Genomic DNA, 14,298 nt, shown 5'->3' on the forward strand with positions numbered 1-14,298 from the left:
AGGGCTCGCACGGGGGTTGCGTAGTGCTTACCAGGGGACGAGGTCGACGCACTGCGCCAGCGGGAGGCCCATCATCGACCCGGCGACGGTGTACAGCGGGCCGAGCACGACGAGGACGACCGCGGACTTCATCGCCGACCGTTTGTGGCGCTTGAGGCCCTTCTTCTGCTCGGGATTGAGGGTGAACATCTCGATGAGGGAGTCAGCCTGCCAGACGATGGCGAGGCCGACGATTCCCAGCGCGGTGGTCAGCTGGAAGAACCCCTCAATCATGCTCGGGAGGTTGTCTGCGCTACAGACCGCGTTACTCTGGGCGGCGACCGGCTGGACAGCGAACAGGCTCAGGAGGACGACGGTGAGCGCTGCCTGCCGGGGTATCTTCCCGGTCAGCGGTGATTGGTTTTCGACGCTACGCTCAGGGTCGGAGGGAGTCTGATCGTGTGACATAGCGAGTCAATCATCTGTGGCGTCTCCAGCTGGTGGCTGGTTCTGCTGCTCTTCGACGAGCGACTGGAGGTCGTCGAAGCGGTTGGTGTCCTCTGCGATCTCGTCGACCGTGTAGCCCTGCTCGCGGGCCCGTTCGAGGAGGTCGCGGAGTTCATCGGGGTCAACACCGCGGACTTCCATTTCCTCGCGGAGGGCGCGGCGATAGAGGGCGGAGGCGTTGATGTGGTCGTTCCACATCAGGTACAGGTCATCGATGTCCTCGATGGTGACTGACCTCGTAATCATACATGCCGGTATGGGTATGCACCGGCTCAGTCCCGGTACATATTGACGCGGTAGCTGGATGATACCTAAATGCTTTCTGGCCAGCAATGACTGCAAATTTGTTGGGTAAATTATAACCAAATTACTTGTTGCCCTCGTAGAAAAGACTTAACCAACACATGCCGAGTGCGGTGGGGAGTCTGTTGGTTAAAGCTGAGAATCAGCTCGCTTACTCGAGCTCCACAACTTCGCCGCTCCCCTCGTCGAGGATCTCTCGCACTTCGGCCAAGAGTTCCTCACCTTCCTCGTGGAGTGCAGTACCTTCATCAAGGTCGCACTCATCCGCATCGAGCTGCTCAATAATCTCCTCGACGCGACTCAGTCGATCGTGGATTTCGGAGTCGTTTGCCACGGTTAGATCACCCCCAGCCAAAGTCCGGTGATGACCAACAACAGCAACAGCAGCACTACGATGGCGACCTTGTAGTAAATCGGTGGGAGGCCCTCGGGTGCGGTCGCTTCATCGACTGCTTCGGCGAGCTCCTGTTCGTGTTCGTGGTCCTGCTGGAAGGTCTCGTACGCGGCGTCGAGCTGTTGCTCCAGCGGCTCGATCTCACTCGCCAGGAACTCTTGGCGGGAGTTCACGATATACTCGCCAGCGGCGGTCGGCGTGATCGTCGCGACGTCCGCCACCTGATCCGCGATAAGCCGGTCATCGGTGTGTCCAATCGCGGTGACCACCGGGGTATTCGCGGTGAAAATCGCCTCCGCAACCCGCTCGGTGTTGAAGGCCTGGAGGTTCGAATCGCTCCCACCGCCCCGACCGACGATGATGGCGTCGACGTCCTCCGAGCGGTCGAGATGGTGAATGCCGTTCGCGATGGACGTCGGCGCGTTCGACCCCTGGACGGTTGCGTCCTTCACCAGGATGTCGACGGTGGGGTCCTGTCCGTGGATCGCGTTCTGGATGTCGTACCGGGCGTCTCCTCGAAGGGACGTGACGACGCCGACCCGCTCCGGGAACGCCGGCGGTTGCTGTTTCTGCTCGTCGTCGAACCAGCCACGCTCTTCGAGTTCGCTTCGCAGTCGCTCGACGGCAGCCGCCTGGTCGCCGTCGCCGACGACGATCACCTCCCACGGTTTGAGGTCGATTTTCCCACCTTCGACCCAGTAGTCGATATCGCCCTCGAGGATGACTTCGGTCCCGTCCTCGAGGTCGGCGTCCATCTCCCGGTAACGGTTCGCCCAGATCATACAAGGGAGTTCGGCGTCGCCGTCGGTCAGCGTGAAGTAGAGCGCCGTACTGTTCTTGTGGAGGTCAGTGACCTCCCCGATACAGCGGACTCCGTTGAGGGCAGGCGTGTCTTGGACGACCGACGCGATCCGGTCGTTCAGCTGGGACACGCTAAGGACCTCTCTCCCATCGGGTTCGACCGCCTGCCGTTCGGTATCCGGTGCGTCCGCCATCTCCGTTTCCTAACTTCCGAGCAGGAACCTCAAAAAGCTACGTTCGAGTGACGGAGGTGGCTACGCTAAGTAGGCCTACAGGTCGCGGGGCTGGACAGTCTTCCGGTCGTTTGCCTCGGCACGCTCTGCCGCATCGTCGAGCAGTTCGGCGACCTCCTCGTTCAGAGTGTCGTAGAAATCTGCCGAGACGTTGTTGTCCGAGAGTGCGTCCTTCACGGCTGCTTTGACGATCAGGTCAGACATTCCATCGCGGAATTCACCTGTCCACTATATAAAGGTTCGAAGTTTTCACGCGAGATTCAGGCCCAGTCAAGCCAACATCGCCTCGGGGTACCAGAGAGAACATATGCCACCCCTCAAAATAGAGAACAGACGGATGCACGATCTAACTGGGTTCCAGCGGGACATCTTGTATGTAACCGCCGGGCTCGAGGAACCACACGGGCTCGCAATCAAAGACGAACTCGACGACTACTACGAACAGGAGATCAACCACGGCCGCCTCTATCCGAATCTCGACGACCTCGTCGACAAAGGACTGCTCGAGAAGGGTGAACTCGACAAGCGGACGAACGTATACACAGTCACTCAGCGCGGTCAGCGTGAAATAGAGGCACGTCGTGAGTGGGAAACCCAGTATCTCGAAAACAAAGAAGCGATTCCTACGTAGCACCCATAGGACTGTCCGAAGTGACGGTCAACACGGCGGAATTCTTCTTGAAGTAGCCAGAATAGGGCTCACTCAGCGGGCTGTGCCTCCGTAGCTGGTGTCCCGCTTGGAAGCTCAGGGATGGACAGGTCCACGCGGCGGAGGAGCTGTGCGTTGATTGCGACAATCACTGTACTCAACGACATCAGAAGCGCACCCACAGCGGGGGAGAGCAGAATCCCAATCGGTGCCAACACGCCTGCTGCAAGCGGAATCGCGAAGATGTTGTAGCCGGCCGCCCAGACGATGTTCTCCTGCATCTTCCGGTAACTCGCCTTGCTCAGTTTTACCAGCCGAACGACGTCCATCGGGTTGTTCTGAACGAGGATGACGTCCGCCGACTGGACGGCGACGTCGGTACCGCTCCCAATCGCGATACCGACGTCGGCCCGCGTCAGCGCCGGCGCATCGTTCACCCCGTCGCCGACCATCCCCACGAGCTTCCCCTGGTCCTGGAGCTCCTGGACTTTCTTGTCCTTGTCTTCGGGGAGGACTTCCGCGAACACCGTATCGATGCCCAGTTCGTCGGCGACAGCGTTGGCGACGTCCTGCGAATCGCCGGTCAGCATTGCCACCTCGATGCCTAGATCGTGGAGCGCGTCGACGACGCGGAAACTCTCCTCGCGGATCACGTCGGCCATCGCGAACGCGGCGATCAACTCTCCGTCGCGAACGAGATACACCACCGTCTGGGCGTTCTGTCCGGCCTTGTCAGCGAAGTGCTGGAGATGGTTGGGGATCTCGCTATCGAGTTGTGAGAGCAGATTCGGACCGCCGACATACACCTCGCTTCCATCGATGTTCGCCCGGACCCCTCGCCCTTTGATTGCCTCGAAGCCGGACGCATCAGGGGCACTGAGATCACGCTCGTCAGCTGCCTCGCGGATGGCTCGCGCGATCATGTGCTCGGAGTCGCTCTCAACGGCCGCAGCCAGTGCGAGCGCGTCGTCCTCGTCGACGCCGTCGACGGTCGCCATATCGACGACGCCGTGCTCGCCTTCGGTGAGCGTCCCCGTCTTGTCGAAGATGATCGCGTCCAGCTTCCGTGCGTCCTCCATCGCGATGCGGTCGCGGACGAGCATCCCGTTGCGCGCAGCCAGGGAGGTGTTGATTGCGACGACGAGGGGGATGGCGAGACCGAGAGCGTGCGGACAGGCGATGACGAGCACCGTGACGACGCGCTCGATGACGGTCGCATCGAACGACACCGCTACCGTCCACGCGATTGCGGTCACGACTGCCGCCCCGAGCGCGACGTAGAACAGCCAGCCGGCCGCGCGGTCGGCCAGCACCTGCGTCTTGGACTTGCTCTGCTGAGCTTCCTCGACGAGACGCATGATGCCAGCAAGCGTCGTCTCCTCGCCCGTCGCACCGACACGGACACGGAGACTGCCGTCACCGTTGATCGTCCCACCGATGACCTCGTCGCCGGGTTCCTTCGAGACGGGCTTGGACTCACCCGTGATCATCGACTCGTTGACGTCTGAATCTCCCTCCTCGACGACGCCGTCGGCGGGCACGCTCGCGCCCGGCCGGACGAGCACGAGGTCTCCCTCGGAGAGCTCACTAACAGGGACCTCTTCGGTCTCGCCGTCCTCGGTGAGTCGTTCCGCTGTGTCCGGCATCAGCTTCGCCAGTTCGTCGACGGCGCTCGAGGCCCGGCGTACCGACCGCATCTCGATCCAGTGGCCGAGGAGCATGATGTCGATCAGTGTGACGAGCTCCCAGAAGAACGCCGACTGCGTCGGGAACACCACGCTCGCGAGGCTGTAGACGAACGCGACGGTGATCGCCATCGAGATGAGCGTCATCATCCCCGGTGCCCGGTCTTTCAGCTCCGGCGCCGCCATCTGGAGGAACGGCACCCCACCGTACGCGAAGACGATGACGGCGAACACCGGGTTGATCCACTCGCTCCCCGGGAACGTTGGGACGGAGAACCCGAGCCACTCCTGGAGCATTTCGCTGTACAGGAGGACGGGAATCGACAGGAGCGTCGAGACGAAGAAGCGCCGGCGGAACATCTGCTCGTGGCCTTCGTGCATCCCGCCATGGCCCTCACCGTGGCCCTCGTGGGAACCGTGGTCGTGCCCTTCGCCCTCGTGTCCGGCGTGCTCGTGCTGCTCGTGAGATGCCATTTCATTCGCCGCAGCAGGGTGAGCCTCGTCCTCCAGTAGCTCCTGTTCTACCCCTTCTTCGTCAGATTCACCGACCGCTTCATCGTGGTCGCCGTGTTCGTGCTGGTGACTGCTGGTGTCCTGCTGATCCTCTCCTCCCTGGGAATTCTCAGTTGTATCTTTGTGGTCATCCATAGATCATGTTCTCTGTAGAGGTGGATTCGCTGGCTTCCTGAATCTTCGCCCCCTGAAACCGTACAGCAGGACCATCGTAGGCAAACTCCAAAGGCAACTGTAGACCGTCGTCTCGAAGCGGTCCGTGCTATCCGTTAATTCCTATACTCAGGCGTGAGCGGTGTACCCTGCGCCTTCGACGGCCTCCACAAGGGCCGTGACCTCTGCCTCACCCTCGACACTTGCCTGTTCGCTTTCCCTGTCGACGGTCACGGAAGTCACGCCAGAGACCTCTTCAAGGGCCTCTTCGACCGTCTGCTCACAGTGACCGCACGACATTCCTTCCACGGTGATGGTCGTCGTCATACAGAGGTACATACGTCTCCCTCTCTTTAGCGGATTTCCCCTTCGATCATACTGGTCTCTTGGGGGTCAAACTTTAGAATCCAAGTAACACCAGCGGGCGCAACGAACCAAATCACAGATTCACCAGCTGTCGATGGCGGGAAGATTCAGGTCTCGTTGTGGCGCTCCCTGTACGTCTTCGCTGCTAAAAAGACATATAGTGCGCCGATAGCCCGAATACCCGAGCGGAATCGCTCATTCCATTCTATCGACTCCGGACGCTCGTACAGGAACGCGGTGGCAAATCTCCGATACAGATCGGGAAACAGGAGGACGATCGCGCCGAACAGGCCGGTAAGATTCATCAGCCACGCGTATGCTCGCCCGTTACGGAGGGAAATCGCAGCTATCAGAACGCCCTCCGACCGGATAGCTGGACGGACCCACCCTCTCACAGTTCCCTCACTTGGGTTCGCAATCGCGAGTTTCTCGAAGAGCCCGACGATCTTGTCCGGGAACAGTGCTGAGATAGCGCCGAGGACACCCACGAGTGTTCGAATCATACGATATTGTACGACTGGTGCGGACATAATTCCCGCTGCGACCCTACACTAGCGAGAATAAGGGAATCCGAACAATAGCGACTTCGAATAAGGAACGACGCCCAGAGGACGCTTCTCGAATGAACGTCCCGAATACTCAGGGGTTCGGGGCATACAGGGCGTAGAGAATTGACAGCATCCCGGCTGCGGTGACAACTGCTGCGACGAATCCTGCTTGGAAGATCGACACCTGGAGTATCTCGAAGAGAACTCCTTCCAGAAGTCCGCCGAGCCCGACCAGTGCGAAGCCAGCGGCGACGTACAGGAGCAACTGCGTGTGATGCCGTTGGTACCCACGATAGGCTTGGTACGCGATGACCAGCGCCAGCGCGGTCGTGAACAGCTTGCCGATGACGAATAACGTGTGTTCCATGAGTCAGTCTCCCCGCATCTCCTCGAAGATGGACGTGATCCGGTCGGCGGGGTCCGGCCGGACATCGATCTGGACGTCGAACCCCTCCGCTCGGAGGAGTACTTCGATGCGTTCGAGTCGTGCCTCGTACTCGCTGTAATGTCGTCCGCCGGGATCAACGTGCGTGTACTCCTCGAGGAGGCCCTGCTCGACGAGGCGCGTGACACGGCGTGAGACGGTCGGCCGTGACATGTCGCATTCCTCGCTGAGTTCTTTCGCGGACAGTCGGTCGGTCTTCGTAGCCACGAGGATGTCGCGGGCGTACTCGTCGTCAAGCGTGGCGAAGATGTCCGACGGGTCGGCCTCCTCAGTCACACGTCCGTACTCGCGACAGGAGCGTAATATAGCCCCCCGGTTTTCTGACTCAGAACGCCGGCTCGCTATTATATCGTCTTACTCCGCCTACTGATAGTTGAAGGTGCAATAATTATGTCCACACTCGACTCCGGCATGAACCAGCTCGAGAGCAGAGTCGGCGGCCTGACCGTCGGCGGGAAAGTCCACAGCCTCAGCGCGTGGTTCGTACTCGCGCTCCGCCTCATGATGGGCTACGCGTTCGCGTACTCCGGGTTCACGAAGATCACCGGCGAGTTCGCCGCCGGCGGCTACCTGTCGAACGTCGCGGCGACGAACGGCAACCCGCTCGCGGGCATGTTCGCGTGGATGGGTAGCACGCCGTGGTTCGTCGAGTTCGCGAACGTCGCCGTGCCGTGGGGCGAGCTGTTCATCGGCCTCGGCCTGCTCGTCGGCGCGTTCGTCCGCCTCGCGGCGTTCTTCGGCGCGCTCATGATGCTCATGTTCTACTTCGGGAACTGGGACATGGGTCACGGGTTCATCAACGGGGACTTCGCGTACATGCTCGTGTTCCTCGCGGTCGCCGCGTTCGCCGCGGGCCGCATCCTGGGCCTCGACCAGTACATCGAGAACTACGACGTCGGCGGCGAGACGCTCGTCGAGCGCTACCCCGCCCTCGAATACATCCTCGGCTAACCACGCCGAGACCTTTGGGAGTACAACAATGCAAAATCCAATTCAAGCACGCGGGATTCGTTCTCTGGGACTCATCGTCGTCGGAGCGCTGGCTCTGGCCGTCGTCGCCGGAATGGCGCTAACACACGCGACTGTCCCAGATGCAATGATGTGGGGCTGGCACGACGGGATGTGGAACGACGGCCACATGGCCGGATGGGGTAGCTGGGGCTGGGGGATGATGCTGTTCGGTCTCCTGTGGATGGCACTCCTCGTCGCCGTCCCCCTCGGTTTCATCTACTGGCTGGGAACGCGGTCGCAATCGAACGGCCCCACTGAGGATAGCGCACTCGCCGTCCTCCAAGAGCGGTACGCCCGTGGCGAGATCGACGACGAGGAGTTTGACCGCCGTCGCGCCCGTCTCACATCAGATGATGGACGGTAACGGACGGTCGTTCCCTACTCGCTGACTTCGGTTTTCACGACGGTTGCCGGACGCGTCGTCAGCCGAAGGACGCGGTCGGTGACACTTCCGAGCAACGCACGATATTCGTCCGGCCGGCGTTTGGTACCGAGCACGAGGAGATCGGCGTCACAGTCGTCTGCGTGGTCCACGATGGTCTCAGCGGGGCGGCCATGTTGCATTGCCGTCTCGACATCGACATCGGTTTCTGCGGCTCGACGTCGGAGTTCGGAAAGCGTCTCCTCGCCGTGTTCTTCGAGACCGTGTTCGGGACCTTCGGCTTCGTCGACGTACTCGTCCCCGCTGTACGCAGTTACGACATCCTCGTCAACGACGTAGAGCACATAGAGGACTGCGTTGTGAGCGGCTGCGAGCTCGAGTGCATGCGTTTCAGCATCTTCAGACGCAACAGTTCCATCGGTCGACAGGAGAATTCGGTCGTACATTCAGTCAGAATTCAAAGGCGGGTATCATAAATTCGGCTTCCAATTCTCTGCGCTCAAGAGTCACGGTAGCGTGTTCAGTATGGCCGCGTCAGCGGATGTGTCCAAGCACGACTGACGTACTCAATCGAGACTGTGAACCATCAACGAGCTGTCCGTCAGTGGTCGTGCCCCTCCATCACCATCGGATGCCCGGTGGCGTATTCGTCCGGGTTTTCTCCGAAGGTCTCCTTGCAGGTCTGCGAGCAGAAGTAGTACGTCTCGCCGTCGTGCGTCGCCGATGGCTCGCTGTCGTCAGTCCGCATCCCACAGACGGGATCGCGGTACTGGCCGGGAGCACCGAGACCGCGACGATAAACATACAGCAGGAACCCGGAGAGCGCGAACGCGATGAGGTTGAGATAGAACGTGTAGTTGAGTTTGAAGTACGTCTGCTCGGTCGCCGTCTCGCCGCCCGCCAGATCCGGAACGATTCCCAGCGCGTCGAACAGCAGCTCCATGAGGAAGCCGGTGAACGCCATCGTCACGAAAAAGACGCCGAGGATGTACAGCATGATCTTCCAGCCGTAGTACTTCCGGTAGACGTTCAGCACGGGGATCGTGATGAGGTCGGCGTAGACGAACGCGATGATCCCGGCGAAGCTGACGCCACCGCCCCACAGCGCGACGGCGAACGGGACGTTGCCCATACTGCCAACGAAACTGAGGACGGCTATGGTGACACCCATAATTGCGTTCTCGGCGGTCACGAGCAGGCCGTCGCCCTGAATGAACAGCGTGTTCCACACCCACTGGGGGACGAAGACGATGACGAACCCCGAGATGAGGAAGCCAGCGACGATGTCCTTCCAGATCATCGACCACTCCTTGCGGTACTGATTCCCGATTTTGTACCAGCCACCCCACGACAGCAACTCGTCACGCCACCCGCCGCGACTCGACGTCTCCTGGCGGTAGGTCTCCATACAGCCCTCCGAGCAGAATTTGAGCGTCTCCCCACCGTCGGTCGTGAGCGTGTACTCGTCTTTGCCTTCCATCCCGCAGGTGGGGTCTTCGGTGACGCCCGCCTCACGGTCGCGCTCGTTGAGCGTCTCCCGGACCTGGTCGAAGAGATTCTCGGGGAGCGTGAGGTGGACGATCACCGCCATCACGGCGATGAGGATGAGGCCGCCCAGCAGTTCCGCCAGGAGGAACTCCCAGCCGAGCAGAATCAGAATCATCAGCCCGAGTTCGACGATGAGATTCGTCGACGCGAACATGAACGCGAGAAAGTTGACCGCGTGCGCTCCCTTCTTGAACAGGCCCTTCCCGATAGCGACAGCGCCGAAACTGCAGCCGCTGCTCGCCGCGCCGAACGCGGTCGCCTTGGTGAGCCCACTCAGATCACCGTCGCCCAGCACCTGTGCCATTCGCTCCTTGGAGACGTAGACCTGGACGAGACTCGTGATCGTGAGACCCATAATGATCGCCCACGCCGCCGTCCAGAGGAAGCCGACACCGATTCGGAGGGCTTCGAAGATGCCCTCGACCATCGTCACCTGCATAGATGTATCATCGTGCGGATCATCTTTTGCAGTTTTCCTTCAGATAGTTCGGGTTAGAGCCGCGGTAAGTATGAATTCAAAAGATTAGCGGTGGGTAGAACACGCAGGTCGAAGGCACAACCGCATTGAATAGTTAGGACGTAGTATTACTTGAGACCCAAACTCACGGAGGGATTACAATATGCCGACAAATTCAGACGACACGCGACTTGTTACGCTCCTCCTCGTTATCATCGGCGCCGTATTCATCGTCCCACTGTTCTTCATGGGCTTCGGGATGATGGGGTTCGGCCCAATGATGGGCGGGATGTGGGGCGGTCACATGTGGGGTGACGGGACGATGCCTGGCTGGATGTTCATCGTCGGCATCGTGATGCAGTTACTGTTCCTCGCTGCCCTCCTCGGCGGTGGCTACCTCATCTACCGTGCGATTACGGGAAGTGAGAGTAGCTCAGACCAAGCCCTCGAGGAGCTCCGGGTCGCCTACGCCCGCGGAGAGCTGACCGACGAGGAATACGAACAGCGACGCGAGGCACTCGAACGAGATACCTGATTTCCACCCGGGAAACTTGAATGATGACCGGATTCTCCGACCGCCGTCAAGAGCCAAGGCATCTGCAGCTTCCACCGTGGCTCGACCGATACACGAGGCTGGGGCTGTACGGACTACTCGTCGGGACGGGGCTCTGTCTGGTCGCGTTCCTCACGAACCCCGTTCCTGACCCCTCGTTCCCGTGGGCGACGCTGCCCGAGGCAGTACGGCTGCCGGTTGTACAGCCCCGCATCGAGCACTGGCCAGTGACCTACACTATCGGCATCTGGCTGTGGGTTTTCTGCTTCCCCGCACTCTTCCTCGCCGGATACCGGCGATACGGCGACAGGAGCCGTGGGGCAGCAGTATGGCTCGTCGGGTTGCCGACCCTGGCGATGCTGGGCTGGACCACGTACTGCCGGTTCTTCTGGCCGAAACTTCATCCTCCGACTTGGAACGCCCCAGCCTACACGTTCGTTTGCTGGCTGTACTGTTCGACCTACGACGTGCTCTGGAGCAACACGGCATACACAATTGCGCTATTCGGCATCGTCACGACGCTCCTCGTCGTGCGACACCAGGATAGAGACCGATATGCCCTTCTCGGGTTCGGGTTCCTCGCACTTCCGCTCGGATTACCAGCCCTGTACGAAGGATATCGACGGGTGACGCGAACCAGGAGCTGAGGGACTGTGACGGGCGGCTTTACAGCTCTGCGGGGGACATCTGTGGGTGATAATGCGGACTGGTGATTGGCATCACTCAGTACAGCCCGAGGAAACGTTATCCGTGAGAGCCTCCTCAACACGAGTATGTCGACGACCGTCTCAACACCCGAACCAGACGAGACGTGTGCGTACTGTGAATCTCGAATCTTCGACCACGACCCCATCTGCGTCCGCGACTGCGATGATGACTGTGGCTCGCCCAAGTACTTCTGTAACTACGCCTGCCTCTCCGCATATATCGACGAAAACAACCTTACTACCGGCAATGCGTGTGAGTGGACTCCCGACGACACCAGCTGTTGCTGATCGGTCCGTTCGAAGCCTTCAGCGACCGTTATTCACGGAATCCGAGTAACCGAAGCCCGTTCAGTGAAACGAGGACGGTGGACCCCTCGTGGCCGACCACGGCCAGCGGCAGGGGGATGCCTCGCAACAGAATCGTCCCAACCATCACGGCGATCGCACCGAAGGCGATTGCGAGATTGACCGTCAACGTCCGGCGCGTCCTGCGACCGAGTCCGAGCACGTAGGGGATCTTCCCGATGTCGTCGCCCATCAAGACGACGTCAGCCGTTTCGAGGGCAACGTCGGTCCCGGCGCCACCCATCGCGATCCCGAGCGTCGCCGTCGCCAGTGCCGGTGCGTCGTTCACGCCGTCACCCACCATCGCGACGTTCTCGTATCGCTCAACCAGGTCTTCGATAGTTGCCACCTTCTCTTCCGGCAGCAGTTCCGCCTGTACCTCGTCGATACCGACTTCGTCGGCGATCTGCTGGGCGACGCGTTCGTTGTCGCCGGTCAGCATGACGATGTGCTCCACGCCGAGCGACCGGAGCTCATCGATCATCTCTGCAGCCCCCGGCCGGACCGTGTCGGTGAACGCAAGCCATCCCAGTACCGTGGCGTTGCCGGCGTGCTCGCGGACGACGAGGACGCTGGTCTTCCCCTCCGCCTCCAGGGTCCGAAGCCTGTCGAGACCGGGTTCGAGTCCCTCGATCGCAGCGTCTTCGAGAACCGTCTCGACGTAACTCCGATTCCCGATGTGGATGGTTCCGTCGTCGACGTCGGCGCGCACGCCTTTCCCGGCCGCCGACTGAAACCGTCGCGCGTCGGGGACGTCGAGGGCGCGGGCTTCGGCTTCCGAGACGGTCGCACGAGCCAAGTGATGCTCCGAGCGGGCCTGGACGGAGGCTACGAGCGAGAGCAGCTCGTCGGCAGTCAGCGACTCGTTCGCGAGGCCGTCCCGGACGAACACGTCCGTCAGCTGTGTCTCGCCCCGCGTGAGTGTGCCCGTCTTGTCGAACGCGACCGCGTCGATGTTCGCCGCCGCCTCAACGTGTTCGCCACCCTTGAACAGAACGCCCTGCCTCCCACCGGAGGCGATCGCCGACAGCACCGCCGCCGGCGTGGAAATGATGACCGCACACGGCGAGGCGGCGACCATCAGGGTCATCGCGCGGTAGAACGTGCTAGTGAACTCGCTTCCGAGCGCGAGCGGGATCGCGATCGCCGCAATTGTGAGCCCGAACACACCGAGGACGTACGGCTGCTCAAGGCGGTCGATGAGCCGCTGTGTCGGCGCCTTCTCGCTCTGAGCACGCTCGACCATGTGGATGAGCCGGCTGATCGCCGACTCGTGAGCCTGCCGTGTGACCTCAATCTCCAGGCTGCCACTCTCGTTGATTGTCCCGCCGAAAACTTCGTCGCCGGGCTCTTTCGGCACGGGCACTGATTCGCCAGTGAGCGACGCCTGATCGACCGTTCCCTCACCAGATGCGACGACGCCGTCGAGCGGAATCCTGTCGCCGGGACGGACGACGAACACGTCACCCACGGCGACCTCGTCGATTGGGACGGTGACCTCCTCCCCGTCGCGTAGCACCTGCGCTTCGTCCGGTCGCATCTCGACGAGGGATTTGATCGCTCGGCGTGAGCGGCCGATCGCGTAGTGCTGGAGCGTATTCGAGAGCGAAAACAGGAAGAGGAGCATCGCGCCCTCGAACGGGGCGCCAATCGAGAGAGCACCGAGGGCAGCGACGATCATCAACAGGTCGATGTCGACCGCACGGTGGCGGAGCGTCTCGACCGCGCCTTTGAGTCCGTACCAGCCACCGAAGACGTATGCGACGCCGTACCCTGCCCACACGAGAAGCGGTGGTCCTTCGAGCCACCCCGTCACCAAGCCGACGGCCATCCCGAGGAGGGTCAAGCCGACGAACACGACCTCCTGCCTGAGTTCCGAGCGGGTACTTACGTCATCCGTTGCTGTCTCAGATTCGTCCTGAATCGACACGTGGCGGTCGCGGACAGCGTCTCGAATCGTTTCTTCTGAGATGACGCCCCCGTCGTAGGTGATCCGGGCGTCCCCTGTTCGAAACGAGACGTCAACATCGTGGACGCCGGAGAGACGCCTGAGATGTCGTTCAAGTGCCCGTGCTCCCGCGTCGCCACGACCACCTCGTCGTTCAATATGGATCGTACACGTCGAGAGAGATGGAGATTCAGTAACAGCCACGTTCTCGGTACCTATGAGTTGGTTTGATTTCACGTTTGAGGTGGGCCCACGAGCATTCATCCGGTCTTAATCCCGGCACACGAGTCGAGGGTTTCATCCAATGATGGTTACCGGGATCTGTGCTCGGCGAGTGACTGTCTCGGCAACACTTCCGAGGAACGTCCGGTCTAGGCCTGACCGACCGTGGCTCCCCATAACGATCTGGTCGATGCCGTTGTCGGCAGCGTAGTCGAGAATCTCACGCGCTGGTTTCCCGACTTCAGTGACAGTATCGAGCACAATATCGTGGTCCGCCGCGAGATCCGTCGCAGTCGTGTGAATCGCGGTCGCCCGCTCTTGGGCGGTATCGTACCAGTCCTCTGCGACTGGCAAGCCACCGGCCTCTACATCGATTACCGAATCGATCGGGTTGATGACGTAAATGGTGGTAATCGTGGCGTTCGGAAAGGTCTCGAGTGCGTACATGAGTGCACGCTCGGCAAGCGGGGAGCCGTCCAAGGCGACGAGAACGTTGTCAGGCATACGATAGAGTTCGAGAGATGTTGAGAAGAGTGTAGTGCCGAAAAC

General features: G+C 60.8%; 20 protein-coding genes. 6 read left to right on the top strand and 14 right to left on the bottom strand.

Annotated elements, in window-relative coordinates; translation table 11 throughout:
- Window positions 1–27: 27 nt before the first annotated feature.
- The 5 genes from EYW40_RS17325 to EYW40_RS17345 all read right to left on the bottom strand — a co-directional run bounded on the left by EYW40_RS17325 (window position 28) and on the right by EYW40_RS17345 (window position 2,421).
- A complete protein-coding gene (locus EYW40_RS17325) occupies window positions 28–447 on the bottom strand; it encodes a DUF7985 family protein (protein ID WP_135822917.1) in 420 nt (139 codons plus the stop codon).
- Between the two features lie 6 nt (window positions 448–453).
- Entirely contained in the window at window positions 454–732 is a 279-nt protein-coding gene (locus EYW40_RS17330) for a hypothetical protein (RefSeq protein WP_135822918.1), read from the bottom strand.
- A 208-nt stretch (window positions 733–940) separates the two neighbouring features.
- The gene (xseB, locus tag EYW40_RS17335) at window positions 941–1,123 is read right to left on the bottom strand and encodes an exodeoxyribonuclease VII small subunit (RefSeq protein WP_135822919.1); all 183 of its coding nucleotides are present in this window, start codon (window positions 1,121–1,123) and stop codon (window positions 941–943) included.
- A 2-nt stretch (window positions 1,124–1,125) separates the two neighbouring features.
- Entirely contained in the window at window positions 1,126–2,178 is a 1,053-nt protein-coding gene (gene xseA, locus EYW40_RS17340) for an exodeoxyribonuclease VII large subunit (protein WP_135822920.1), read from the bottom strand.
- Between the two features lie 75 nt (window positions 2,179–2,253).
- Complete coding sequence (locus tag EYW40_RS17345) at window positions 2,254–2,421, bottom strand: DUF1931 domain-containing protein (RefSeq protein WP_135822921.1); 168 nt, start codon at window positions 2,419–2,421, stop codon at window positions 2,254–2,256.
- A 133-nt stretch (window positions 2,422–2,554) separates the two neighbouring features.
- On the opposite strand from EYW40_RS17345, the gene EYW40_RS17350 reads away from it, so the two are divergent.
- Window positions 2,555–2,848 (top strand): PadR family transcriptional regulator, encoded by a 294-nt coding sequence (locus tag EYW40_RS17350; protein ID WP_135822966.1) that lies wholly within the window; start codon window positions 2,555–2,557, stop codon window positions 2,846–2,848.
- A 68-nt stretch (window positions 2,849–2,916) separates the two neighbouring features.
- Here the strand turns inward: EYW40_RS17350 and EYW40_RS17355 are convergent, their stop codons facing one another.
- The 5 genes from EYW40_RS17355 to EYW40_RS17375 form a co-directional block, all read right to left on the bottom strand.
- Window positions 2,917–5,199, bottom strand: a complete 2,283-nt coding sequence (locus EYW40_RS17355; RefSeq protein WP_135822922.1) for a heavy metal translocating P-type ATPase — start codon at window positions 5,197–5,199, stop codon at window positions 2,917–2,919.
- A 147-nt stretch (window positions 5,200–5,346) separates the two neighbouring features.
- Window positions 5,347–5,544 carry a heavy-metal-associated domain-containing protein gene (locus EYW40_RS17360; protein WP_049987864.1) on the bottom strand — a complete coding sequence of 66 codons (198 nt, stop codon included), beginning with the start codon at window positions 5,542–5,544 and terminating at the stop codon, window positions 5,347–5,349.
- A 146-nt stretch (window positions 5,545–5,690) separates the two neighbouring features.
- Window positions 5,691–6,086, bottom strand: a complete 396-nt coding sequence (locus EYW40_RS17365; RefSeq protein WP_135822923.1) for a hypothetical protein — start codon at window positions 6,084–6,086, stop codon at window positions 5,691–5,693.
- 136 nt (window positions 6,087–6,222) lie between these two features.
- Entirely contained in the window at window positions 6,223–6,498 is a 276-nt protein-coding gene (locus EYW40_RS17370; protein ID WP_135822924.1) for a DUF7521 family protein, read from the bottom strand.
- A 3-nt stretch (window positions 6,499–6,501) separates the two neighbouring features.
- Window positions 6,502–6,852: an ArsR/SmtB family transcription factor gene (locus EYW40_RS17375; protein ID WP_135822925.1), complete on the bottom strand. Its 351-nt coding sequence runs from the start codon at window positions 6,850–6,852 to the stop codon at window positions 6,502–6,504.
- A 114-nt stretch (window positions 6,853–6,966) separates the two neighbouring features.
- On the opposite strand from EYW40_RS17375, the gene EYW40_RS17380 reads away from it, so the two are divergent.
- A complete protein-coding gene (locus tag EYW40_RS17380; protein WP_058365957.1) occupies window positions 6,967–7,527 on the top strand; it encodes a DoxX family protein in 561 nt (186 codons plus the stop codon).
- A 28-nt stretch (window positions 7,528–7,555) separates the two neighbouring features.
- A complete protein-coding gene (locus EYW40_RS17385; RefSeq protein ID WP_135822926.1) occupies window positions 7,556–7,951 on the top strand; it encodes an SHOCT domain-containing protein in 396 nt (131 codons plus the stop codon).
- A gap of 14 nt (window positions 7,952–7,965) precedes the next feature.
- Here EYW40_RS17385 and EYW40_RS17390 read toward each other — a convergent pair whose 3' ends face one another.
- Complete coding sequence (locus tag EYW40_RS17390; RefSeq protein WP_089650075.1) at window positions 7,966–8,415, bottom strand: universal stress protein; 450 nt, start codon at window positions 8,413–8,415, stop codon at window positions 7,966–7,968.
- A gap of 155 nt (window positions 8,416–8,570) precedes the next feature.
- The gene (locus EYW40_RS17395; RefSeq protein ID WP_135822927.1) at window positions 8,571–9,956 is read right to left on the bottom strand and encodes a permease; all 1,386 of its coding nucleotides are present in this window, start codon (window positions 9,954–9,956) and stop codon (window positions 8,571–8,573) included.
- A gap of 181 nt (window positions 9,957–10,137) precedes the next feature.
- Here EYW40_RS17395 and EYW40_RS17400 point away from each other — a divergent pair, with 181 nt between their 5' ends.
- The 3 genes from EYW40_RS17400 to EYW40_RS17410 all read left to right on the top strand — a co-directional run bounded on the left by EYW40_RS17400 (window position 10,138) and on the right by EYW40_RS17410 (window position 11,522).
- On the top strand, window positions 10,138–10,509 hold the full coding sequence (locus EYW40_RS17400) for an SHOCT domain-containing protein (protein WP_059058844.1): 372 nt from the start codon (window positions 10,138–10,140) through the stop codon (window positions 10,507–10,509).
- 23 nt (window positions 10,510–10,532) lie between these two features.
- Window positions 10,533–11,174: a hypothetical protein gene (locus EYW40_RS17405; protein ID WP_135822967.1), complete on the top strand. Its 642-nt coding sequence runs from the start codon at window positions 10,533–10,535 to the stop codon at window positions 11,172–11,174.
- Between the two features lie 126 nt (window positions 11,175–11,300).
- The gene (locus EYW40_RS17410) at window positions 11,301–11,522 is read left to right on the top strand and encodes a hypothetical protein (protein WP_135822928.1); all 222 of its coding nucleotides are present in this window, start codon (window positions 11,301–11,303) and stop codon (window positions 11,520–11,522) included.
- 28 nt (window positions 11,523–11,550) lie between these two features.
- On the opposite strand, the gene EYW40_RS17415 is transcribed toward EYW40_RS17410, so the two are convergent.
- On the bottom strand, window positions 11,551–13,731 hold the full coding sequence (locus EYW40_RS17415) for a heavy metal translocating P-type ATPase (RefSeq protein ID WP_135822929.1): 2,181 nt from the start codon (window positions 13,729–13,731) through the stop codon (window positions 11,551–11,553).
- Between the two features lie 93 nt (window positions 13,732–13,824).
- Entirely contained in the window at window positions 13,825–14,253 is a 429-nt protein-coding gene (locus tag EYW40_RS17420; RefSeq protein ID WP_135822930.1) for a universal stress protein, read from the bottom strand.
- Window positions 14,254–14,298: the final 45 nt, after the last annotated feature.

Source organism: Halostella litorea (genome assembly GCF_004785955.1).
Taxonomy (GTDB): Archaea; Halobacteriota; Halobacteria; order Halobacteriales; family Natronoarchaeaceae; genus Halostella; species Halostella litorea.